Source organism: Sphingobacterium spiritivorum ATCC 33861, assembly GCF_000143765.1.
GTDB lineage: Bacteria > Bacteroidota > Bacteroidia > Sphingobacteriales > Sphingobacteriaceae > Sphingobacterium > Sphingobacterium spiritivorum.
Genome location: NZ_GL379772.1, coordinates 213665 through 237058, shown reverse-complemented (window position 1 = coordinate 237058; position 23394 = coordinate 213665). Strand labels below are relative to the sequence as shown.

General features: G+C 41.7%; 16 protein-coding genes. 11 read left to right on the top strand and 5 right to left on the bottom strand.

The window, feature by feature from the left end:
* Window positions 1–4 precede the first annotated feature (4 nt).
* The 5 genes from HMPREF0766_RS15500 to HMPREF0766_RS15480 all read left to right on the top strand — a co-directional run bounded on the left by HMPREF0766_RS15500 (window position 5) and on the right by HMPREF0766_RS15480 (window position 9087).
* A complete protein-coding gene (locus HMPREF0766_RS15500) occupies window positions 5–2095 on the top strand; it encodes a polysaccharide lyase 8 family protein (protein ID WP_002999194.1) in 2091 nt (696 codons plus the stop codon).
* A 66-nt stretch (window positions 2096–2161) separates the two neighbouring features.
* On the top strand, window positions 2162–5263 hold the full coding sequence (locus tag HMPREF0766_RS15495) for a SusC/RagA family TonB-linked outer membrane protein (RefSeq protein WP_002999192.1): 3102 nt from the start codon (window positions 2162–2164) through the stop codon (window positions 5261–5263).
* Window positions 5264–5282: 19 nt separating this feature from the next.
* Window positions 5283–6854 (top strand): RagB/SusD family nutrient uptake outer membrane protein, encoded by a 1572-nt coding sequence (locus tag HMPREF0766_RS15490; protein WP_037460628.1) that lies wholly within the window; start codon window positions 5283–5285, stop codon window positions 6852–6854.
* 18 nt (window positions 6855–6872) lie between these two features.
* Complete coding sequence (locus HMPREF0766_RS15485; RefSeq protein ID WP_002999186.1) at window positions 6873–7799, top strand: DUF5017 domain-containing protein; 927 nt, start codon at window positions 6873–6875, stop codon at window positions 7797–7799.
* Between the two features lie 43 nt (window positions 7800–7842).
* Window positions 7843–9087, top strand: coding sequence for a glycoside hydrolase family 88 protein (locus HMPREF0766_RS15480; RefSeq protein WP_002999180.1), 1245 nt, complete (start codon window positions 7843–7845; stop codon window positions 9085–9087).
* 310 nt (window positions 9088–9397) lie between these two features.
* On the opposite strand, the gene HMPREF0766_RS15475 is transcribed toward HMPREF0766_RS15480, so the two are convergent.
* From HMPREF0766_RS15475 to HMPREF0766_RS15460, 4 genes are all read right to left on the bottom strand, one after another.
* Entirely contained in the window at window positions 9398–11653 is a 2256-nt protein-coding gene (locus HMPREF0766_RS15475; RefSeq protein WP_002999177.1) for a multicopper oxidase family protein, read from the bottom strand.
* Between the two features lie 70 nt (window positions 11654–11723).
* The gene (locus HMPREF0766_RS15470; protein ID WP_002999168.1) at window positions 11724–12179 is read right to left on the bottom strand and encodes a heme-binding domain-containing protein; all 456 of its coding nucleotides are present in this window, start codon (window positions 12177–12179) and stop codon (window positions 11724–11726) included.
* The gene (locus HMPREF0766_RS15465) at window positions 12179–12751 is read right to left on the bottom strand and encodes a DUF3347 domain-containing protein (RefSeq protein ID WP_002999165.1); all 573 of its coding nucleotides are present in this window, start codon (window positions 12749–12751) and stop codon (window positions 12179–12181) included. The genes HMPREF0766_RS15470 and HMPREF0766_RS15465 overlap by 1 nt, the downstream gene beginning before the upstream one ends.
* 37 nt (window positions 12752–12788) lie before the next feature.
* Window positions 12789–13667, bottom strand: a complete 879-nt coding sequence (locus HMPREF0766_RS15460) for a DUF3347 domain-containing protein (protein ID WP_002999163.1) — start codon at window positions 13665–13667, stop codon at window positions 12789–12791.
* Between the two features lie 805 nt (window positions 13668–14472).
* On the opposite strand from HMPREF0766_RS15460, the gene HMPREF0766_RS15455 reads away from it, so the two are divergent.
* The 6 genes from HMPREF0766_RS15455 (at window position 14473) to HMPREF0766_RS15430 (ending at window position 22717) form a co-directional block, all read left to right on the top strand.
* Window positions 14473–14895 carry an HYC_CC_PP family protein gene (locus HMPREF0766_RS15455; RefSeq protein ID WP_002999160.1) on the top strand — a complete coding sequence of 141 codons (423 nt, stop codon included), beginning with the start codon at window positions 14473–14475 and terminating at the stop codon, window positions 14893–14895.
* A gap of 114 nt (window positions 14896–15009) precedes the next feature.
* Window positions 15010–16398 carry a TolC family protein gene (locus HMPREF0766_RS15450; RefSeq protein ID WP_037460625.1) on the top strand — a complete coding sequence of 463 codons (1389 nt, stop codon included), beginning with the start codon at window positions 15010–15012 and terminating at the stop codon, window positions 16396–16398.
* 9 nt (window positions 16399–16407) lie between these two features.
* Window positions 16408–19560 (top strand): efflux RND transporter permease subunit, encoded by a 3153-nt coding sequence (locus HMPREF0766_RS15445; RefSeq protein ID WP_002999158.1) that lies wholly within the window; start codon window positions 16408–16410, stop codon window positions 19558–19560.
* Between the two features lie 4 nt (window positions 19561–19564).
* A complete protein-coding gene (locus tag HMPREF0766_RS15440; protein WP_002999157.1) occupies window positions 19565–20677 on the top strand; it encodes an efflux RND transporter periplasmic adaptor subunit in 1113 nt (370 codons plus the stop codon).
* The gene (locus HMPREF0766_RS15435; RefSeq protein ID WP_002999156.1) at window positions 20674–21105 is read left to right on the top strand and encodes a hypothetical protein; all 432 of its coding nucleotides are present in this window, start codon (window positions 20674–20676) and stop codon (window positions 21103–21105) included. Before HMPREF0766_RS15440 ends, HMPREF0766_RS15435 begins: the two co-directional genes overlap by 4 nt.
* Before the next feature lie 352 nt (window positions 21106–21457).
* The gene (locus HMPREF0766_RS15430) at window positions 21458–22717 is read left to right on the top strand and encodes an MFS transporter (protein ID WP_037460622.1); all 1260 of its coding nucleotides are present in this window, start codon (window positions 21458–21460) and stop codon (window positions 22715–22717) included.
* A gap of 83 nt (window positions 22718–22800) precedes the next feature.
* Here the strand turns inward: HMPREF0766_RS15430 and HMPREF0766_RS15425 are convergent, their stop codons facing one another.
* Window positions 22801–23208, bottom strand: a complete 408-nt coding sequence (locus HMPREF0766_RS15425) for an EthD family reductase (RefSeq protein WP_002999154.1) — start codon at window positions 23206–23208, stop codon at window positions 22801–22803.
* Between the last annotated feature and the right edge of the window lie 186 nt (window positions 23209–23394).

Sequence of the window (23394 nt, the reverse complement as noted above, 5' to 3'; positions counted from 1 at the left end):
ACCTATGAAATACCTACAGATAATTATGTGCTTTCTTGTGCTGATACTGACCAAGTCAGTATCAGCACAGGCTACCTATCCTTTTGGAACAATCAGCAAACGTATCGTTGATGATCACCTGCGAACGGATGCCGGTGCGGATAAGCGGGCAGAAGATATGCTGGCCAGAATGAGTAAAAACGGAAGCTGGGAGGATATCGATTATGCAGATGTCGTCTTTACAAAATGGACACCTTCTGATCATCTTACACGGCTGTCGCTCCTTATTCAGTCCTATATCAACAAGGATGGAAAACATTACAATGATCCTAAGTTTTATAATGCTATCGTACAAGCCTATCAATTCTGGTATGATAAAGACCCAAAAAGCGGCAACTGGTGGCACAACGAGATCAGTGTACCACAGCAACTGGGAGTGCTGTTGATATTATCCCGCTACGGAGCGGAAAAACTTCCGGCAGATCTTGATCAAAAGTTGATAGAACGCATGAAAAGGGGAGATGCTGCCGCAAAGACCGGTGCAAATAAAACAGATATAGCCATGCACTATTTTTACAGATCACTGCTTACCGAAGATAAAGAACTTCTGAGCTATTCTCTGAGTGAGCTGTATCAGCCCGTGCAATTAGTGGACGGAGAAGAGGGATTGCAATATGACTACTCTTATTTACAACACGGTCCTCAACTCTATATTTCAGGATATGGAAATGTGTATCTGACCGGATTATTCACGATTTTAAAATACGTTTACAATACACCTTATTTTATTGCTGAGGATAAGCTGGCGCTTCTTACAGGTTTCTATCGTCATACTTTTCTCAATATGCACCGCGGTAAATACATGGATTTTAATGTTGAAGGAAGAGGGGTAAGCCGCAAAGATATCTTGCTGAAAACCAATGAACCTAAACGTCTGGATATCGCTATGCAGATCGATAGTAAGAATGTAAAAGCCTACGAATCAGAGAAAGCTAAATTTGAAAACCCTTCTAATCTTTCAAAGGAGGTAAAACCAGTTCACCGCTATTTCTGGAAAGCCGATTTTACTCTTCACAATCGTCCTGAATATCATGTGTCCGTGCGGACAGCAAGTGACCGTACCAACAGAAGTGAGGCCGGGAATGGGGAGAATTTATACGGAAGATATTTGTCAGACGGCGCCATGAATATACAGCAGAACGGACCAGAATACATGAATATAATGCCCGTCTGGGAATGGGATAAAATCCCGGGCACAACATCTCCTGATCACAAAGAAGATAAATTGATGGATACCGAATGGGGGGTACGCGGCAATAACCAATTTGCCGGAGGAGTATCCGACAGTCTGTATGGAGTTACAGCTTATCAGATGAATTATGATGCAGTACAAGCCAAAAAATCATGGTTTTTCCTGGATCAGGAAATTCTGTGTCTGGGTGCTGATATCAACAGCGATCTGGATGTTCCGGTTACGACTACCATCAATCAGGCCTGGTTACAGGGGCCGGTTCAGTTAGATGGCAAAACGACTGTAAAGAAACAAGCTCCTGCGCAGGTTTCAGCTTCACAGTTGTGGCATAACGGATCAGGCTATGTAATTGCAGAAGGGCAGCGGACATTTCTTTCTGCTGAAACACAGGAGGGATCCTGGAAACGCATCAATAAATCAGTAGAGGCTGCCCCGGTCAAGGGAGACGTATTCAAACTGTGGATAGATCACGGAATACGTCCTAAAGATGCACATTATGAATACCGTGTATTGCCTGCTCTGACCAATGCCAAAGCATTTGCTAAGATAAAGAATCCAGCTCAAGTTATCGAAAATACAAAACGTGCTCAGCTAGTCTATCATTCCGGAAGTCAGCTGCTGATGGGAGTCATGTACGAAGCAGGAAAAATTGAGCATGAAGGATTGATATTTACAACAGATAAACCCTGTGTTTTTATGTTGAGAAAAACAGGAAATCAGGTGATTCTGGATATTTCGGATCCGCTTTATAAGGAAACGCAGATCACCGTTAGTGCAGGACTGGGGACAGCAGGACAACCCCGGACGATATCCCTTCCGCAAAAGGAGCTGCAAGGCTCTACGGTGAGACAGATTATGAATTAAAACCCAATAAACCACTATAAACCAACTATATTTATGAATAGTATTCGAATAATAAGCCTGTTCCTGATGCTGCTTATATGGCAGACAGGATATGCCCAATCCGGCAGGACCGTTACCGGGACGGTCTATGATGAGGAAAACCGGCAACCTTTACCCGGGGTGTCCATTTCCCTGCAAAATGCAAAGGCAGGAACAGTCACCGACACACAGGGTAAATTTAACTTAACGATATCCGGCAACGATGCTGTATTAACGTTCAAATACATAGGATATGAGTCAAAAGATGTCAGTATTCCCGCTACTGGCGCTATGTCTGTGACTATCCGTAAAGACAACCGATCTTTAGATGAGGTCGTTGTCATAGGCTACGGAGAAGTGCAGCGTAAAGATGTGACAGGATCTGTAGGTTCTGTCAAAATGGAGGACATCAAAAGGGCGCCGGTAGGTTCAGCACTTGAAGCTCTTGCAGGACGGGTTGCAGGTGTACAGGTTACATCTGAAAGCGGCAAACCGGGATCCGGAGTTAATATCGTCGTACGGGGAGCCAACTCACTTACACAATCCAACGAACCACTCTATGTTATCGACGGATTTCCGATGGAAGATGCCAATGCCAATGTGTTGAATCCTGCGGAGATCGAATCCATAGAAATCCTGAAAGATGCTTCAGCTACCGCCATATACGGAGCCAGAGGAGCTAACGGAGTTGTACTGATCACTACCCGAAAAGGTAAGGAGGGAGCACCCGTTATCAATTATTCCGGCTATGTAGGTGTGCAGCAGATTATCAATAAAATGGAGCTGATGAACCCTTATGAATTTGTGAAATTGCAAAGGGATATTGACTCTGTCGGAATCAAACTCACCTATTTCAGAGATGGGAAAGGACTTGAAGATTATCGTAATGCTGCCGGAAATGACTGGCAGGATCTGCTTTTCAAAACAGCGACGATGCAGGATCATTCCTTATCGGTAATGGGTGGAAATAAATCCACTAAATATTCCTTTTCCGGAAACGTATTCGATCAGGACGGTATTATTATCAACTCCGGTTTCCGGAGATACCAGGGTAAGATGACCTTAGATCAGACGTTCAATAAACTCAAAGTGGGCGTTAATGCAATGTATACGGCAACCAGGACTTCGGGTACAAATCCATCGGCACCGGATGCTACATATTCAGCGATGAATTACCTGATGTACAGCGTCTGGGGATACCGCCCTGTCGGCTTCGGAAGTGATACCGATCTTGTTAACTCCCTGATAGATCCGGATGTAGATGCCAGTAACGATTATCGTATCAATCCAATTATGTCTGCTGAAAATGAATACCGCGCCAATTTTAACAACAGGCTGATTGCTAATGGTTATGCTGAATATGCTTTTACCAAAGATCTGAAGCTTCGTATCAACGGAGGTATCAATAAGACTGACTGGAGACAGGAGTCTTTCAATAATTCCATGACACGCTATGGTTACTGGGCCAGTATCAATAAAGTAAACGGCTCTATAATGTATACAGATAGCTATACCTGGCTGAATGAAAACTTGCTGACCTATAATAAGAAATTTGGCAAAGATCATACACTGAATGCCGTAGCAGGTATCACATTTCAGGAAAATGTATGGAAGCGATATGGTCTGTCAGCTATCCAGCTTCCCAATGAAAATCTCGGGCTTGCCGGATTAAGCCAGGGTATTGCGCAACCTGTTACCTCCCTGAATACAGAGTGGTCACTGATGTCTTATCTGGCCCGTGTAAATTACAGCTATCAGAATAAATACCTCCTTACAGCTTCGTACCGCGCTGATGGTTCTTCCAAATTCAGAAAAAACAACAGATGGGGATATTTTCCATCGGCTGCATTCGCATGGAGACTGATCAATGAAAGCTTTATGAAAGAACAAACCCTGTTTTCAGATGCGAAAGTACGTCTGGGATATGGTGTGACGGGGAACAACAGAGTCAATGAATATGCGACCTATGCGCAGTTGAGTTTTGACAATACCGGACCGGCAACAAATGGCTATTATCCCTTTAACAATACCATTACGCAAGGGGTATATTTAAGTTCCATTGCTAATCCTGACCTGCGTTGGGAAAGTACCAAACAATCAAATATAGGTGTTGATCTCGGTCTATTCAAACAACGTTTGTTAGTAACGGTAGATTATTATAAGAAAAAGACTACGGATCTGCTGTTGAATGCCAGCCTGCCCCTAAGTACAGGATATTCTACTGCTTTCAAGAATATAGGTGCGACTACCAATCAGGGTCTGGAGATTAGTTTGTCGGGAGATGTTATCAAGAAAAGCGATTTTAACTGGAATTCATCATTCAATATCGCCTTCAATAAAAACCGTGTGGTATCATTGACCGAAAATCAGGAAAGCATTACAAGTACAGTGCCGTGGGATCAGAACTATACCTCTATTCCACTCTATATAGCGAAGATCGGACAGCCAATCGGACAGATATACGGATTCATATGGGATGGAGTATATCAGTATGAGGATTTTAATCAGTTGCCTAATGGGACTTATGAGCTTAAATCCGGTGTGACGACAAATGGCAATTCCAGATCCAATATCCGCCCGGGAGATATCAAATACCGTGATCTGAATGGCGACAATGTAGTAGATAACTATGATCGTACAGTGATCGGTAATGCTTATCCCATTCATCAGGGAGGATTCTCCAACAACTTCAGATATAAAAATTTTGATCTGAATGTCTTTATGCAGTGGTCATATGGAAATGATGTAGTCAATGCAAACAGACTTTGGTTTGAGGCCGGAAATAAAACCAATCTCAATCAGTTTGCAACATTTGAAAACAGATGGACTCCCGATAATCAGACCAATGATATGTTTAGAGTCGGAGGAATGGGGCCTTATGCCTATTCATCACGTGTAGTAGAAGACGCATCTTATCTCCGCCTGAAAACAGTGTCATTTGGATACAATTTTGATCCGAAGGTATTAAGTAAATTAAAAATCAGAAGTCTGCGGGTATATGCGACCGCTCAAAACCTGTATACGTTTACAAATTACTCCGGCTATGATCCGGAGGTAGCAGTATACTACTCGGCGCTGACTCCGGGATTTGACTATTCGTCTTATCCTCGTCCTAAGACATTTGTATTTGGTGTAAATGTAGGTTTGTAAGACTATGAAAAAGAAAAACATGAAAACAACGATAAAAAATATTCCTTCAACAGCGTTTTTGCTACTGTTGATGCTGATCGTATTCCTGTTGCCGGGATGTAGTAAGTTTCTCGATAAGGATCCTACTTTCATTGTTAAAGAAAACTATTATAAAACGGAAGCTGATGTACAGGCCGGACTTACTGGCGTATATGATATACTGGGTAAGGAAGAAGTATATGGCAGCAACCTGTCGGTTTACCTTCCTATTTCAGACGAAGGTGTGTATTACCGGAGTGCTTATGTGACCGGATTATCTGTCTATAATTTTGATGCTTCGGAAAGCAATGTACGTGCATTGTGGCGCTATCTCTATGAAGGTATTGAAAGAGCAAATACACTGCTCTACCGGATCAATGAAGTACAGATGGATGAAACGGTCAAAAAAGTGACGATCGGAGAAGCTAAGTTTTTGAGAGCCTATTATTATTTTCTGCTGGTTAGCCATTGGGGAAGTGTTCCGTTGAAAACATTACCTACCGCGTCTGTAACGGATGTCAATATCGAAGGCACCCCGCCTAAAGATATTTATGCCTTTGTGGTATCCGAAATGGAAGCAGCAGAAGCCATGGTCAAGAATATCAATGAATACGGATATTCAGGTCGTGTAACCAGAACTGCTGTACAGGGTATTCTGGCACGTGTCTATCTTAAGATGGCGGGCTTTCCGCTCAATGATGTGTCCAAATATGACAAAGCATTAGAGTGGTCCGGAAAAGTAGTACACTCTTCAGGCTATCAGCATGCGCTGATCAGTGATTATGCCAAACTGTTTAAAGATATGGCATCAGACAAATACAACATTCAGGAATCTATATGGGAAGTTGAGTTTGCAGGCAATCGTGCTGCAGATTTTGAAGCCGGACGTCTGGGAAATGCGATCGGAATTCAATGTAATGATGAGGCATATGGCTATTCATACGGATTTATAGCAACCACTAAACGGCTGTATCAGGCATATGAAAATACAGACCTGCGCAGAGACTGGAATATCGCTACCTACAAATATTCTTATGTGAATAACAAAGTAACAGATTCCGTGTATTATGCCGCTACAGATATTGAAAACCGGCATGCTGCCAAATACCGCAGACCATACGAGCGGGTATTGCCACGCAATAAAAACTATACGCCTATTAATTTTCCTTTATTACGTTACTCCGATGTACTGCTGATGTATGCGGAAGCTGAAAACGAAGTCAACGGAGCTACAGCAGAAGCCAAAGCAGCCGTTAAGCAGGTACGTGATCGTGCAAAAGCATCTGATAAGAGTACAGCTATAGGTACTAAAGATGATATGAGACAACTCATCCGCGATGAGCGTTTCCGCGAATTAGCGTTCGAAGGTATCCGTAAGTATGATCTGATTCGTTGGGGAATCTTTCAGTCAAATATGAAATCTCTGGCAAGCGAGATCGAAACCTCTGCACCTGCAGCAGTCAGATACATGGCTTTGGCAGGAAAAAATGTAGCGGAGAGGGATCTTTTGCTTCCTATTCCTATTGCTGAAATATCATTGAATAATGCTATTAAACAAAATCCGGGTTGGTAATGATCAGTTGATACTAATATGAAAAAGATAGTCTATATATTGTCACTATGCTATATTCTGGTAGCATGTGAGAAAAGAGAAAATTTACCGGTATCCCTATCGGTCAGTACAGAAAAAGCAAATTATAAAGTCGGTGATACCGTTCGTTTTACATTAAGCGGTAATCCGGATCAGTTGGTATTCTGGTCAGGAGAAGAAAGTCACCGGTACATCTATCGTGACCGGACACGTGCTGAGAGTGAAGTTATCCAGCTTTCATTTGCGACAAACAGACGATATGGGGCAGATGCCCAGCAGCCGGGTTCTTTGCGCTTACTTGCTACTCAGAATTTTAATGCAGTATATGATGCTACAGGTATCAAACCATCCGATTGGGTGGATATTACAAGTGCTTTTACACTCTCACCCATTCAGTCTAATGATGCTACATATGCACCTTCAGGTACAGTCAATATATTGGCATTACAACAGACAGGTCTGACTGTGGATGTTCAAAAACCAATCTATTTTGCTTTTAAGTATACCGGTGTTACAGGATCTACACAGCCCCGCTGGTGGATCAATGCATTTAATATCAATACCATCACCAGTGACGGACAGGTGCTTGCCGTATCAGGGATCAAAGAAGCCGGATGGAAGTTCGTAAAGGTGCTGCCATCTTCTCAGGTTACCTGGATTTTCGGTACAGATAATATCCTCAAATATGCCGGAGGAGCCGCTGCAGTCGGAAGCAATCAGGTGTGGGCAGTGACCGCAGGTCTCAACCTGACAAGTGTAAGTCCGGATACAGGAGTTCCACTCAAAAATATGGCCACCCGTATGGATACCTATAGTCATGTATATACCAAACCGGGTAAATATACCGTGACCTTTGTGGCAGCCAATGCCAATATATACGGACAGGATCAGGTTACTAAAGATGTAACGATTAATGTGGCGGAATAAGAACTTAACCGAACTCAAATCATAAAACAAATTATATATCTATATGACACTATTATTTAAAGCCACAGCACTATCCATGTTAGCCCTTACGCTGGCTTGCTCTTCCACTTCAGGCAATTTTGTTGCGAAAGATTTCGAAAGGGCTGAAGAGCAGTATACTTTATTACTGAACAATTCCAAGGATATCACCATTTTTCCGCGGACATTGGATTCTGCAGGTAATGTGAAAGGTACAGATGTGTGGGACTGGACAGGAGGATTTTTTGCAGGAAGCCTTTGGAATATATACGAATACAGCAAAGATCCCAAATGGGAAGCTGCAGCCATAAAATGGACAGAGGCACTGGAAGAAGGAAAATTTCTGACGCAGCATCATGATATCGGCTTTGTCATGTATTGTTCTTATGGTAACGCTATAAAAAATCTGAAAGACACAGCAAAAATCAATGCATATAATAAGATCCTGATCCAGTCCGGCGAATCGGCTCTGACACGATATAATCCGAAGGTAGGGTTAATCAAATCGTGGAATTCAAAGATGTCATGGGACAAGAAAACACTTTGGAATTATCCGGTCATAATCGATAATATGATGAATCTGGAAATGCTTTTTTATGTAAGCAAACTGACAGGCGATGATAAATACAAAAAAGTAGCCATCAGCCATGCTGATCAGACTATGAAATACCATTTCCGTCCGGATTACAGCACTTACCATGTGGTTGATTATGATACCACCTCCGGTAAAGTATTACATCAGCAGACCAATCAGGGTTTTGCGGACAATTCTACCTGGTCCAGAGGGCAAGCCTGGGCAGTATACGGATATACAGTGATGTATCGGGAAACCAAAGATCCGAAGTATCTGGCGACCGCTGAACATGCAGCAGATTTTTTTCTGAATCATGCTAATTTGCCGGAAGATAAAATACCATACTGGGATTTCAATGTGAACCAGGAAGGATATAAACCCGACTGGGCATATGATTCAAAACGATTTGATGTCATACACCGCGATGCTTCTGCTGCTGCCGTTATTGCCTCAGCACTACTTGAGCTCAGCGGATACGCAGAGGAAAAAGGAAGAACATATCTGAATGCGGCTGAACAAATTCTTAAATCTCTTTCTTCAGATGAATATCTGGCCCAAAAAGGCACAAACGGAGGCTTTCTACTTTTACATTCTGTAGGCAGTATGCCACATAACAGTGAAATCGATGTCCCGTTGACATATGCAGATTATTATTTTCTGGAAGCACTCAACCGCTATCGCGAACTGAAAAAGTAAATAAAGATTAGTTGCTATAATAAGAATCAGTCGTACTGTTCAGACTGTAAATAAAAATACCCTCTCTTTTTTAAGGAGAGGATATTTTTTCTGTTTTGAGCTGTAGTCAGTCGTCTCTCTTATCAGCATAACACATATCTCGTTTTTTACTATTAATAACTTACTTCGTATTTATACAGGCATTTTTCTGTGTCATCACGACTAAAATCAAAACTTCATACTACAAATAAATAGACCCTGAACACTTGATTACTCAGAGGTAGATCGGTTCAGGGTCTTATTTTATTTGAGCTTATATATCTTTTGAAAATTAATAATTAAGCGACAGGCCGGCACCGAATCCCATATCACTATCATAGTGTGTCCGTATACTCATATTCTTTGTCAAAATATAGTTAAGTCCCAGCATATACTCCTGATCCGTATTGTACATAAAATCACCACGCAATCTTTTAGATAGCGGAATATCCTCACGCATCACTGCCAGACGAACAATACCATCATGGTATACCTCTGCCTGAAAATTAACGAGCATCGGCAAGGTGTACATAAATCCTAAACTGACTGCACTTCTATTGTCTTTCTTATTGGTCTGTCCGAATATATTCTTTTCATGTTCATCTTTTCCCATTTTACGGTAACGCCAGTCAAAACCTACAAAAGGCATCAGCCACTGCATTTTCCCGAGATATCTGCCGACATGCGTTTCTACTTCATAGCCATGCATGTCATTATAGCCCAGTCGCCATTCCGTTCCGACACTCCATCTTGCATTCTGCAACATCGCCTGACCGTCATTACCATTTGTGGCAAAATCATTCTGCGCCATAAAGTGCCACATATTACTTTCTTTTTGCAGCATTTTATAAGCTCCTGCCTTGTCAGGCAGGATAGGATTTTGATAATCGCCGACTTCAAATACTCTGTTCATCCCGGACATCATGTGGTATAAGATATGACAATGGAAAAACCAATCCCCTTCCTCATTAGCCAGAAATTCAATCGTATCGGTCTCCATTGGCATAATATCCAGTACATTTTTTAACGGAGACTTATCACCCTTACCATTAATCACTCTGAAATCAAATCCGTGCAAGTGCATAGGATGTCGCATCATAGAGTTGTTGTACAGCGTAATGCGTAGAATCTCTCCTTTTTTTACCGGTATTTTGTCTGTTTCTGAAAGGACTTTGTTATCCATACTCCATACATAGCGATTCATGTTGCCGGTCAGAACGAATTTCAATTCTTTAACAGGGGCATCCTTCGGAAGTCTGGTGTCGTAAGGAGAGGACAACATGGAATAATTGAGAGTCACGATATCACCTAAAGCATTTGCATTATAGCGGTTCGAATCAGCATCCATATTGTGCTTGCTATGATCTTGTTTTTTTGAATTACTTCCTGTAATTTCAGGATACATGACGACATTCATATCCATTTTATTGAGACTCATCTGCATACCCATATCATCCAGATCGCCATTCATCTTCATCATATCATTCATCATCTTCATGCCTTCAAAATACTTGAGACGCGGAAGAGGAGAGAGCAGTTGTTTGACACCATTACCGATAAAATAACTGGACGAATTGGTACGGTCTTCTGTAGTCGCCATAAATTCATAGGCTATACCATCTTCCGGGATAGTCAGGACCACGTCGTACGTCTCAGATACAGCTATAATCAGCCGATCTACTTCTACAGGTTCTACATCATTACCATCATTAGCGACCACAGTTATTTTTCCTCCGGCATAACGGAGCCAAAAGTAAGAAGATGCGCCCCCGTTAGAGATACGAAGCCTTACTTTATCTCCGGCTTTGAGCGGTTTGCCGTCTACGCTTTTGAGATCCGTAAATGGATTGCCATTCATTAGTATCTTATCATAATATACATCACTGACATCCATTGCCAACATTCGCTTCCACTCATTTTTAAGTTTGATTTTCAGCTTTCCCTCTTTGACTGCTTCAGCATAGGATTGCGTTGCACCTTTCTTTATTGCAGCCCAGTCATTTGCATTGTGCAGCATCCGGTGTACATTATCCGGATTCAGATTCGTCCATTCACTGAGTATGAGCGGTACAGCAGGTAAGTCGTCAATACCTTTTCTGAATGTTTTGTCGTTTGCTCTTTTTTTCATGATAAAACTTCCGTACATACCGATCTGCTCCTGGAGTCCCGTATGGGAATGATACCAGTGTGTCCCGTTTTGAATAATCGGAAACCGGTACGTAAATGTGGTTCCGGGTGCGATCTGGGGTTGAGTCAGATAAGGTACGCCATCTTCCTTATTCGGAAGAAACAAACCGTGCCAGTGTAAGGATGTATTTTCTTTGAGCTCATTATGAACTACAATCTCCGCAGTATCACCTTGTGTAAATTCCAGTGTAGGCATAGGTATCTGCCCGTTGACGGCGATTGCCCTTTTGTTTTTGCCTGCATAGTTTACGATAGTATCTCTTACATACAGATCATAACGCTTGACTTGCTGAGCTCCTGATTCCTGCAGAATGAACAGAGCGAAAAGAGATATAAAGATTAATCTTAGTTGATGTTTCATTTAAATTTAAATTATGAACCGTTCGCGGAACAGTTCAAAATGAAGTTGTTATTTGTCGTTTTAGCATAGTTTACAGTTTTTCTTCTTTTATGATCAATTCATTAAAATAAGAAATCAGTTTGTTACGCTCATCTTTCGAAAGCGATCCATGTATCAGACTGTAAGAAGTCAGCGGCATGCTTCCATCTTCGAGTACCTGAATTATGCTGTTGAATTTAGTCAGCTTCTTACGTTTTCTGTATGTAGTAAACTCATCAAAATTCAACCTTTCTTTTCCTTCAGTTATATGTGCAGACATCATATACTCTATCGGTTGAATACTTGTATACCAGGGATATTCAGTATAATTGCTGTGGCAGTCAAAACAAAAGGTTTTTAACAAACTTGTTATATTTTCCGGCGGTAAAAAATGCGTTGTAAAATTAAAACTGTTGTCCTCACGGGTATTTTTAGGAGTTGCAGGAATAAACTGGAGGACAACAAATATCCCTGTAATTACACCTGCAACTATTCCCCTGGTTTTCATTAGTTTAGAGTTTCTGTCAGTGTTCCACAGACCTTTTTCTCTATTCCAAGATATGGATTTTGTACCTCTCTTGTATCCGATAACCAGGTCTGAGGTTTACTACTCAGCTTACAATCAAATTTGTAAAGGGTATGTTGTATACCCACTAACTTGATATAGTCATATATATCCTGGCTAATGATTTCATAATGCTCTCTTTGATGGATAAGATTGTCTTTACTGTCAAGAATATGTTGAATATTTTCAGTTGTATTCTCCAATATATCTTTTATATCTTCCCTTGAATTTACATTTGTCTCGTCCGGATGTTGTATTTTCAATATTTGAGCAAAGAAGTTTGCCGCTTTCATGATTTTATCCTGATCCTGAATATAGAGCGATTTTCCCAGATCTAAATACGCGGTAACGACAGAACTGGAAGAGTCTGTGCCCGAAGTCTCTGCCGAATATGCTTCTAATGAATCTTTCAGCGATGAGGCTGAATCTTCAGGATGGCTTTTGTTTGATGTGGTTCCGGATTGGCAAGCCATCAACAATAACGGAGCCAATAGTAATATGATCATTCTTTTCATAATGTGAACTGATATATGCGTTAACTATTCTGATATCTTATTTAATGGTCTCTTTTGTTGATCCGCATGTCAGCATCTGTGATCCATAATATGGATTCTGTATTGATTTTTCTTTGCTTAACCAATTGGCTCCCTTGCCGTCATTGAACATCGGACAATGATTATAGTATACAGTATAAGCAGGATCGGTAGCCTTGATCAGTTTATAGATCTGTTCTGAAAGCGACATGAAAACTACGCGTTGTTTTTCCAGTCCTTTTGATGAATGAAGAGCAGCAGTCTGTTTCTCAAGATCTTTCATCACCATCATCCATACATCATGTTCTTTTGGTTGAAGTTCGCCCATTTTAATTGCTGCAATTGCCGTTTTTAAGTTTGCAGCACCCGCTGTTACAGCCTTGCTGTCACCTTTTATGAATGCATCTTTTATTGTAAAATAATTCTTGTACAAAGATTCAAGTTTAGACTCCTTGGCAGTATGTTCGTTGGTACCCTCTGTGGTTGAATGATCCATTTTAGAATGGTCCATTTCTTTTGATGCATGATCCGCCCGCTTAGCTGTTTTGATGGTACCTTTATACTGACATTCAGGGCTGAGTGCCTGATAAACATCAGTAGGTGCAAGATACATTTCATTGTCGAATCCAGCCAAAGCTATACGTTTCAGAATTTCATCTTTTGATGTTTTCTGACTGTTATAAGTGAGTTCAGCTTTCTTTGTATCTGTATTCCAGTCAAGTTCAGCTTCACCTTTTTTACTTCCCGCTTTTTCAATCAGGGTTTTACAGGCTTCTGAATTTCCTTCAATGCGGATAGATTCGGTTTTTGCATTTTTGATCTGTGCAGCCGCCAGCACAGGCGTAGCTGCGATTCCTGATAACAAGATCAGTGATAATATATTTTTAAATGATTTCATGTCAATATTGTCTTTTGATACCCATGTTTCCAATAAGATTCAGGGTATGATGTCCATATAGATTAATTAGTATTATAATGTCACGAGTAGATAGAATGTTTTAGATCTATCCGTAATGAGAGAAGGTACCATCCTTGCGGATAGGGCACACTTCTGGCTATACATTACCTTTTAAACTAGTCGCGGCGGCTGCCAGATGGATAAGACAACAGAGAGTATCGACATGTCATTTTTCCAGAATACGGAATTACTAATGTCGAAAAGCTGAGGATTGAATGTTAAATGGGATGATGCAGAAAGATCTACCTTTGCCGGAATGTGGCAAATTTGGTTGCTGCATTTCTGATCGCAATCTTTTGTTTCGTCATGTTTTTGCTGATCATCACAACAAGACTTTTGGGACTTGCTGTTACGATCGCTGTTGCAGCTTGAAGATGATACAGGCATATGTTTTGCCTCGGACTCACAGGAGAAAGCCTGCTGCGGTGAGAAGATCATACCGAGCCATAGGATAGAAAATATGATATACCACGTTCTATACATCAATACAAAATTAGTGTATAAAGGTTTAAGAATAAAATCAATCTGTTATATTATTACAGAAAAGATGTGTAGAATTATAGCGACAGCCGCTGTGACTTACAACCCTTAGTAAAAGCGTTGTAATTAAGGTTTTTAAGATGTTTTAATCTTTTTAGTATTAAAATATTGAAGGATCATCCTGCCGGAATCTTCGAAATTCTATAACCATTATCCGAAATAATATAACTCCGATCGTCCTTAATTGAGCATTTTTGTGCCGTATATGAAAAAAATATTTCTGCTTTTTCTTTCTTACCTGTATCTGATGTCAGCCTTTGGTGTGGCTATTCAGACACATCTCTGTAAAAAAGAAACTGTTCAGGAAACGAGCTTTTTCACCAGATCCATTCCTCCGGAGGAACCTTGTGCGATCTGTGTAAGTAAAAATAAGGGACAGACCAGGAAAAAAGATGGCTGTTGCCAGCATGAGACAAAAGTACTCAAGTTAACAGATGAGCAGCAGAAAGTTGTCAAAACGGATTTGTCTTTCAAATTCTGGAACGAAGCCATTCTGCACCGGTTCTTTGGAGCTGTATTCGAATCCCCTTCAGTTCATCTGATCTCTGCCTTTGATCACTATCCTCAACCTCTTCTTTCTGTACAGGCAACTCCGCTGTACATTTATCATTGTGTATATCGTATTTAGACAATAATCTCTTCGGATTAACAGTCTCCTTACATTTTTAAGAATGTAAAACCCTGTCAGCAGATGCTGTTACGGGCCGGACTCTATTTATTGTCTACTTTTACTTTATATGATATGTATCTAAAAATAATAGCATCAGGGATACTGTGTCTTGGATTTACTCTTGTACAAGGACAGATTCTGACACTCCCGGATGCAGCAGAACGATCCGTTCAAAACTATCACAAAATCAAGGCTAAGAAGTCTTTAACAGATGCCGCTTCGGAAAATGTATCTTTCCGTAAAAGTATGTACCTGCCCGATGTAACGGCTATGGTACAGCAGTCATTCGGCTCTGTGAATGCACAGAATGGTCCCCTGTACGCATATGGCGGGTTGGGTGTGGCATCGACGTCTATGCCTTTGGCCGAGCAGAATTGGAATTCAGCATTCGGATCCTTGTATCTGGCGAATATCAACTGGAATATTTTTACTTTCGGCAGACTCAAAAGCGAGCTTTCCGCGGCACGCGCCGGTTATCAGGTACAGGTTTCCGATTTGGACCAGGAGATTTTTCAGCATCAGATCAAAGTAGGTGCCGCTTACCTCAATCTTGTAGCCAGTCAACGTCTCAGATATGTTCAGGAGCGCAACCTGTATCGGGCACAGGTATTTTATGAAATGACGGAAAGCCGTGCAAACAGCGGTTTGATTCCGGAAGTTGATGCTTCCTTAGCCAAAGCAGAAGTATCCAACGCGCGTTCTGCGCAGATCAAAGCGCATGATAAGGTGTTGGCGTATTCCACAGATCTGGCTGTGTTGATGGGCGAACCTTTTCAACATTACAGCATAGATAGCCTTTACTATACTTCTGAACCTCCGGCAGCATTGGTATCCGGGCTATCGGCAGGACAACATCCGGCACTATTGTTTCAGCAACATAAAATCGATGAAAGTGTGGAGCAGGAAAAAGTAGCTCTTGCCACAAAAAGGCCTTCATTGTCTGCATTTGGTGTCATTCAGGGAAGGGGTACAGGCTTTGACTGGAACTATGTCCAGGATAATTCGGCTTATTCCTCTTCTTACTGGAAAGGAGCAGGTATAGACAGAGGCAATTATATAATTGGGTTCAATCTGAGCTGGAACATCAGTAATATCTTTCGTAATGACCACAAAAAGAAGCAACAACAATACCTTACACAAGCTTTCAGACATGATTATGAGCGGATGAATGAAGAGTTACTGGCGCAGGAAGCGTTGGCAAATGCACAATACGCGAATGCCAGAGATAACCTCAAAGAGACGAAGGTTCAATTAGAGTCTGCGACATTAGCGTATCAGCAACACAGCGCACTTTACGAAAATGGATTAACAACTCTGATTGACTTTACACAGGCACTCTACACACTCAACCGTGCCGAAATAGAGTATGAGATCGCAAAGAATAATATCTGGCAGGCCCTGCTGTTGCAGTCGGCCGCAAACGGTGATCTCAATCTGTTCCTTTATTCACGTTCAAAATAATTCCGGAAAATGAATCTGATACGTTTCGCATTAAGAAAGCCTGTCTCCATTATGGTAATGGTAGTGGGACTTTTATTCTTTGGAATCAAGGCCACCAAAGAAGTTCAGGTCGATATACTTCCTGAAATGGACTTGCCCGTAGTCTATATTGCACATTCCTTTCACGGATATACTCCGCAACAGATGGAAGGATATTTCACTAAAATGTATGTGAATATGATGCTTTTTGCCAATGGAATCAAAAGCATTGAAACTAAGAATACGCAGGGACTGACCCTGATGAAAATAAACTTTTATGAGGGTACGGATATGGGAGAAGCTATTGCTTCCATCAATGCGCTATCCAGCCGTTCGCAGGTATTCCTGCCGCCAGGGGCGCCTCCCCCGTTTATTATTCGTTTTGATGCCTCTTCGCAGCCCGTAGGGCAACTGGTATTCAGAAGTGATACGAAAACTAATAATGAGCTGCAGGATATAGCCAACTTCAATGCCCGGCCATTTCTCATCGCTATTCCTGGATTGACTACAGCACCGCCTTTTGGCGGCAGTCCCAGGACGATCGAAATCAATATCGACCCCAATAAACTGAGAACACACGCGCTGTCTCCAGAACAGGTAGTGGAGGCTATCAGCAGACAGAATATTACCTCTCCGTCCGGAAATGTGTATATCAATGATATCAACTACCTGACCCCGACCAATAATACCCTGAAGACGGTAGAAGAATTTGGAGATATTCCGATTTTTAAAGGACAGGTTGATAATGTGTATATCCGGGATGTGGCTACGGTAAAAGATGGAGCAGATATTACGACCGGCTATGCATTGATAGATGGCAAACGCTCTGTTTACATCAATATCGCTAAGTCCGGTAATGCTTCGACCTATGATGTCGTGCGTAATCTCAAAAAAGCGATTCCGAATATCCAGCGCAATTTGCCTGAGGGAGTATCGATCTCCTATGAATTTGATCAGTCTGTCTATGTGATTAATGCCGTGAAAAGCCTGGTCGTGGAGGGTGTATTGGGCGCGCTACTAACCGGATTAATGGTCTTGCTTTTCCTGAGAGACAGACGTGCTGCCCTGATTGTAATCCTGACTATCCCTATTTCCATTATAGCAGGTGTGCTGTTTCTAAAGCTATTCGGACAGACTATTAATATCATGTCGTTATCCGGACTGGCACTGGCCATCGGAATATTGGTAGATGAAAGTACGGTTACCGTAGAGAATATCCATCAGCATTTTGCAATGGGGAAATCCAAAGCACAGGCCATCTGGGATGCATGTAAAGAAATAGCATTTCCCAAACTGCTGATTCTGTTGTGTATTCTGGCTGTATTTGCTCCGGCAATAGTGATGACCGGGATACCGGGTGCATTATTTATGCCACTTGCATTAGCCATTGGGTTCTCCATGATAATATCTTTTCTGATGTCCCAGACTTTTGTGCCAGTAATGGCCAACTGGCTGATGGTGAATAAACAGGAACATGAAACGAAAGAAAATGGATTTGACAGGTTTAAAGTACGGTTTTTACACTTTTTAAGTCATCTGATGCAGCGGAAGAAAATTATCTTTTCATTAAGTATGATTGCTGCAATGATAACGGTTTCTTTTATGTATATCCATATCGGAAAAGATGTATTGCCATCGGTAAATTCCCGTCAGTTTCAGGTACGGATCACTGCACCAGAGGGTACACGTATAGAAAAAACCGAACAAAAGATCAAAGCTGTGTTAGGAGAACTGGATACTTTACTGGGTAAAGACAATGTGAGTATCTCATCCACCTTTATCGGACAGCACCCTTCGACTTTTGCCGTGAGTCCGATCTATCTCTATAATGCCGGACCGCATGAAGCCCTGATGCAGGTTGCCCTTCGGTCGGTAGAAGGGGATACAGATGCTATGAAAGATAAAATCCGAAAGCATCTGCAGAAGCGAATGCCTGAATTGAAATTATCTTTTGAACCTATAGAACTGACCGAAAAAATACTGAGTCAGGGAGCAAATACCCCTGTTGAGATCCGTGTTTCGGGAATGATGAAAAAAATGAATATGATGTACGCCAATAAGCTTCTGACTAAGCTTAAGGAACTGGACTACATGCGTGATCAGCAGATACCTCAGTCTATGAACTATCCGGCTCTGGAAATCCAGATTGACCGTACGCGCGCTGCTCAACTGGGGTTAGATGCTCAGGATATTGCCAAATCATTGGTTGCGACTACAGCTTCTTCCCGCTATACCAGTAAAAATATGTGGGTAGGGGGGATGATGCATATTGCATATGATGTACAGGTACAGATGCCTCAGCATCTGCTGACTTCCGGAGATGAACTTGCCAATATTCCATTATCTAAAAATTCGGACAGGCCGGTACTCGGAGATGTCGCAACGATCACACCTGTCAAAACAATGGGTGAGAGCTACAATGACGGAACAATGGGATATACTACTGTTACCGCTAATCTACATCAGGCCGATCTGGAAAGAGCGAAAAAGGATGTAGAACTTGCGATCGCATCTTTGGGCGAACTGCCTAAAGGAATCAATATCAAACTGGCCGGAATGGCTCCTGTACTGGATGATACATTCAACAGTCTGCTGAGCGGATTATTAATAGCTGTCATCGTGATCTTTTTGATGCTGACCGCCAATTTTCAATCCTTTAAAGTTTCATTTGTCATCTTGACTACAGTACCTTTCGTGGTACTGGGATCATTATTACTACTTCGTCTTACCGGCTCTACTCTCAATCTGCAGTCCTTTATGGGTATTATTATGTCGGTAGGCGTTTCTATTGCCAATGCAGTCCTGCTGATCAATAATGCAGAGACCCTGCGCCTGCAGACGGGAGATGCGGCCACATCTGCATTACAGGCTGCTAATCTGCGCATGCGCCCTATTATAATGACAACCCTGGCGATGGTAGCCGGCATGTTGCCGATGGCTATCGGATTCGGAGAAGGAGGAGATCAGGTATCACCGTTAGGCAGAGCCGTTGTAGGCGGACTCTTTGCTTCCACATTTTCCGTACTCATTCTCCTGCCATTACTATTCAGTTGGATACAGCAGAAGAGCAGCATCACTTCAGTATCCCTAGATCCTGAAGATGAATCCAGTATCCATTATTCACCCTCCCATACTAATCTTTAATCATATGAACAATTTAATATATATGTTGGCTTCGGTCATCCTGTTTACCTCCTGTTCCGGCTTTAATAAAGACGAAAAACAAACCTCAGAAGAAAAGGCTATGCCAATGCCCCAAAACCTGGAGACAATCGCTATTCAAAAAAGTAATCCCCTTGTCCGGCTGAAGCTGGCAGGAGAGCTGTCGCCAGATCAGCAAACGGATCTGTACGCAAAAGTCAACAGCTATGTAAAAAGCATTCGTGTGGATATAGGCGATCGTGTCCGCAAAGGGCAGATTCTTGTAATTCTGGAAGCACCCGAGATTCAGTCTCAGCTGGCTACTGCAAAGGAAAAGTGGAAAGGGCAAGAAGCAATTTATGCGGCGACAAAAGCTAATTATGATCGTATGCTGAAAGCGAACGAGACAAAGGGAGCTATTTCACGGGACGCACTGGATCAGATTACGGCCAAACGTCTGGCTGACGAAGCACAGCTCAATGCGGCCAGAGCAAGTTATCAGGAATTGAAAAATATAGAAGACTATCTGCTGATCCGTGCACCGTTTTCAGGAGTTATCACCGATCGTAATGTAGATCTCGGAGCATACGTCAGTCCAATGGGCAAAGGAAGTGAGAAACCACTGCTTACCATACAGAATACGCAAAAGCTGAGACTATCCCTGTCCGTTCCGGAAGCAAATACGGGTTTCCTGAATCTGGGTGATACCATTCATTTTACCGTACGTTCCCTGCCACAGAAAAAGTATTTCGCAAAGATATCCCGTAAATCAGGAACGCTGGATCTTAAACTTCGTTCTGAAAAAATCGAAGCTGATTTCGATAATGTACGGCAGGAACTAAAGCCATTTATGGTGGCGGAGACGCTCATTCCTTTGCAACATGCTGAAGCGACCTTCTTTGTTCCGAAAACTGCATTGGTAGAAAGCAATCTGGGACTATACATTCTCAAAGATGAAAATGGAAAAGTAAGAAAAGTTCCTGTTTCCAAAGGACGCAGCCTACCGGACCGGGTAGAAATATTCGGGGATCTGGAAGAAGGAAACCACATTATACGGAAAGCTTCTGAAGAAATTCAGGAAGGCACAACAATTTCAAATATAGAAAACAAAAAATCATGAAAATTTTAAAAATGTTAAGTGGATCAGTTATGCTGCTGATCCTGTTATCAGGATGTCAAAACAATAATACTCCTGCCAAAGAGACAATTGTAGAAGAGAGCAGTCCGGCTGAACCAATAGCGTTGGCAGAGACGGTTAAAAAAGGAGACCATGTGCCTTCAGAATTAGTCTGTATGGTCAATGACGCTTATATGGGTAAAGAACAGATTAAGGTAGATTTTGAAGGAAAGACCTATTACGGATGCTGCAATATGTGCAAAGAACGGATACCAAAAGACGCTGCTGTACGGACAGCTATAGATCCGCAGACTATGAAAAGTGTGGATAAGGCTTCGGCTTATATTGTCATGATCGGCGATAACGGAGAGGTAGCCTATTTTGAGAGTAAACAGACTTATGATCAATTTCTGGAAAAGCAGCAGAACTAAGTCTTAGTGCATGAATGACCTATAACTGTCAACTGTATCACAATTTCCAAAAGCCCGTCAGGGCTTTTGGTTTTTAAGGAAAGAAATGCAGGTTTGTCCCAAATTATACGTCAGATTTTCCAATTTTGAAAAAATCGCTATATTTGCAGCATATTTTTAAAAACACACATCATCATGTGGATAGTTGCACTATATAGAATTTACACCTTTCGTGACAGACTTGTCGCCTAGCTGGGTATAGGATTTCTTTTTAAATTCTATCACAATGTTTCAGTTCCGGAGCATTGTAAATCATTTTTTTATTTTTATTGATCGGAGTGTGCCTTTTGGGGTATTCTCAAAATTATTTTATATGCAAAATTCCTGGAAAAAGAAATTTTCTATTATATGGGTGGGGCAGTTTATCTCCCTGTTAAGCAGTACAGCAGTCAACTTTGCTGTCATTATCTGGTTGAGTCTGGAAACAGGCTCTGCTGAAGTATTGGCATACGCAGCTATTGCAGGTCTGCTTCCGCAGGCGATTATCGGTCCGATAGCAGGTGTCTATATTGATCGTTGGGACCGTAAGAAAACAATGATGTTTGCAGATGGTTTCGTCGCATTCTGTACACTGATTATGTCGGTCAGTTTTTATATGGGTAATGAAAGTTTGTTGTTACTCTATGTTATGCTTGCACTGCGTTCTGTAGGTTCGGCATTCCATATGCCGGCTATGCAGGCTGCGATTCCTATGCTTGCACCTCAATCTGAATTGTTGCGTATAGCAGGTATTAATCAGATTATACAATCCGTTTCGAGTATTGCCGGACCTGCACTTGGAGCGCTGGCAATCGGATTTATGTCTATCGGCAATGTGTTGCTTCTGGATATTGCCGGAGCAGTAGTGGCTATTGCCTCCTTGCTGTTTGTGCATATTCCCAATCCGGAAATCGCAGAGAAGGCCAAAGCAAGTGTACAGCAGGTGTGGAAGGATATTAACCTCGGATGGGAAGAAATACGTAAAAACAGAGGACTTTCTTATCTGTTTTTATATTCGGTCATAGCTACTTTTTGTATTATGCCCGTTGCTGTACTTTTTCCTCTGATAACCATCAATCATTTTGGTGGAAATAAAACTGAGATGAGTATAGTTGAAATGGCCTGGGGCGTGGGTATGCTGGTTGGCGGCGGATTGTTGGGGATATGGAAACCTGATATTCATAAAGTCATTATTATTAATATCATGCATATGCTGCTTGGTATTAGTCTGGCGATATCCGGCTGGCTTCCGGTTTCCGGATTTATCCTGTTCGTCGTGCTTACGGGTATCGGTGGATTAGCCGCTTCAGTATACAACGCCAGTTTTATGACGGTACTGCAGGAAGAGGTAAATCCTGCCATGATGGGACGTGTATTTTCTATGTTCTTTAGTATTGTGGTGATTCCTTCTGTAATCGGGCTGTTAAGTACGGGTTTTGTAGCAGATACCATAGGTGTGAATCTTACCTTCATTATCCTCGGACTGGTCGTGGTAGGAGTAGGATTGCTTTCTTTCTTTACGCCATCACTGATGATGTTGGGTAAAGTGAAGGAAACGACACACAAAGAAGCCGAACCGTCAGAAGAGGTCTGATAGCGGTCTGTATACAAGAGGCTGTGTGAAAGGTACTGTAAAACCAGAACCTTCCAGACAGCCTCTTTAATTTTTATATCTTTTTACTGAATCACTTCACTGATCTGTACGACCGGCATGACATTGGTATATTTAGGGAAATCGGCTGCAAAAGTTTCTCTGTTCTTTTTTAAACCTTCTTCATAAGCGGCTATATTCTCAAAGTATAAATGCCCTATCGCCATATAAGGCGCCGGAGTATCCGGAGATCCGCCTCCGATTCCTTTATCTATCGTAAGACCTTTTAATGCATTGCCATACACCCGCTGAACTAAAGGCATATGCTTGTTGATATAATAATCCATGTCAAAAGTTTTGCCTTCCCCGTTCGGATAGAATATGGTCACTTTAATCATGCCTTTCTTATGAAAGGCTAAAGATGGAGCAGAACTTTGCTGACAGCTGATCAGCAGAGCCAGCATAACAATCAGTAATCCGGTTTTTGTTTTCATAATGTTTGATATGACAAGAGTTTATAATCTTTATTGGTTAAGATTTACGAATATAAAGATGCTGATTTTTCATTTAATTAAATGACAGAGAATTTGAGCTGGAACAATTCCTTCTCTTTAGAAAGGAGAGGGTTAGGGAGAGGTTTTAATAAAAAAATACCCTCTTTAAGCTAAAGAGGGTATTTC

What these genes read in the sequence shown, in the direction of transcription:
- HMPREF0766_RS15465 (WP_002999165.1), bottom strand. Translation starts at nt 12,751, where the DNA reads ATGAAAAGAATGATCATATTACTATTGGCTCCGTTATTGTTGATGGCT.
- HMPREF0766_RS15500 (WP_002999194.1), top strand. Translation starts at nt 5, where the DNA reads ATGAAATACCTACAGATAATTATGTGCTTTCTTGTGCTGATACTGACC.
- HMPREF0766_RS15470 (WP_002999168.1), bottom strand. Translation starts at nt 12,179, where the DNA reads ATGAAAACCAGGGGAATAGTTGCAGGTGTAATTACAGGGATATTTGTT.
- HMPREF0766_RS15490 (WP_037460628.1), top strand. Translation starts at nt 5,283, where the DNA reads ATGAAAACAACGATAAAAAATATTCCTTCAACAGCGTTTTTGCTACTG.
- HMPREF0766_RS15435 (WP_002999156.1), top strand. Translation starts at nt 20,674, where the DNA reads ATGAAAATTTTAAAAATGTTAAGTGGATCAGTTATGCTGCTGATCCTG.
- HMPREF0766_RS15475 (WP_002999177.1), bottom strand. Translation starts at nt 11,653, where the DNA reads ATGAAACATCAACTAAGATTAATCTTTATATCTCTTTTCGCTCTGTTC.
- HMPREF0766_RS15455 (WP_002999160.1), top strand. Translation starts at nt 14,473, where the DNA reads ATGAAAAAAATATTTCTGCTTTTTCTTTCTTACCTGTATCTGATGTCA.
- HMPREF0766_RS15460 (WP_002999163.1), bottom strand. Translation starts at nt 13,667, where the DNA reads ATGAAATCATTTAAAAATATATTATCACTGATCTTGTTATCAGGAATC.
- HMPREF0766_RS15485 (WP_002999186.1), top strand. Translation starts at nt 6,873, where the DNA reads ATGAAAAAGATAGTCTATATATTGTCACTATGCTATATTCTGGTAGCA.
- HMPREF0766_RS15440 (WP_002999157.1), top strand. Translation starts at nt 19,565, where the DNA reads ATGAACAATTTAATATATATGTTGGCTTCGGTCATCCTGTTTACCTCC.
- HMPREF0766_RS15495 (WP_002999192.1), top strand. Translation starts at nt 2,162, where the DNA reads ATGCTGCTTATATGGCAGACAGGATATGCCCAATCCGGCAGGACCGTT.
- HMPREF0766_RS15425 (WP_002999154.1), bottom strand. Translation starts at nt 23,208, where the DNA reads ATGAAAACAAAAACCGGATTACTGATTGTTATGCTGGCTCTGCTGATC.
- HMPREF0766_RS15430 (WP_037460622.1), top strand. Translation starts at nt 21,458, where the DNA reads ATGCAAAATTCCTGGAAAAAGAAATTTTCTATTATATGGGTGGGGCAG.
- HMPREF0766_RS15480 (WP_002999180.1), top strand. Translation starts at nt 7,843, where the DNA reads ATGACACTATTATTTAAAGCCACAGCACTATCCATGTTAGCCCTTACG.
- HMPREF0766_RS15450 (WP_037460625.1), top strand. Translation starts at nt 15,010, where the DNA reads ATGTATCTAAAAATAATAGCATCAGGGATACTGTGTCTTGGATTTACT.
- HMPREF0766_RS15445 (WP_002999158.1), top strand. Translation starts at nt 16,408, where the DNA reads ATGAATCTGATACGTTTCGCATTAAGAAAGCCTGTCTCCATTATGGTA.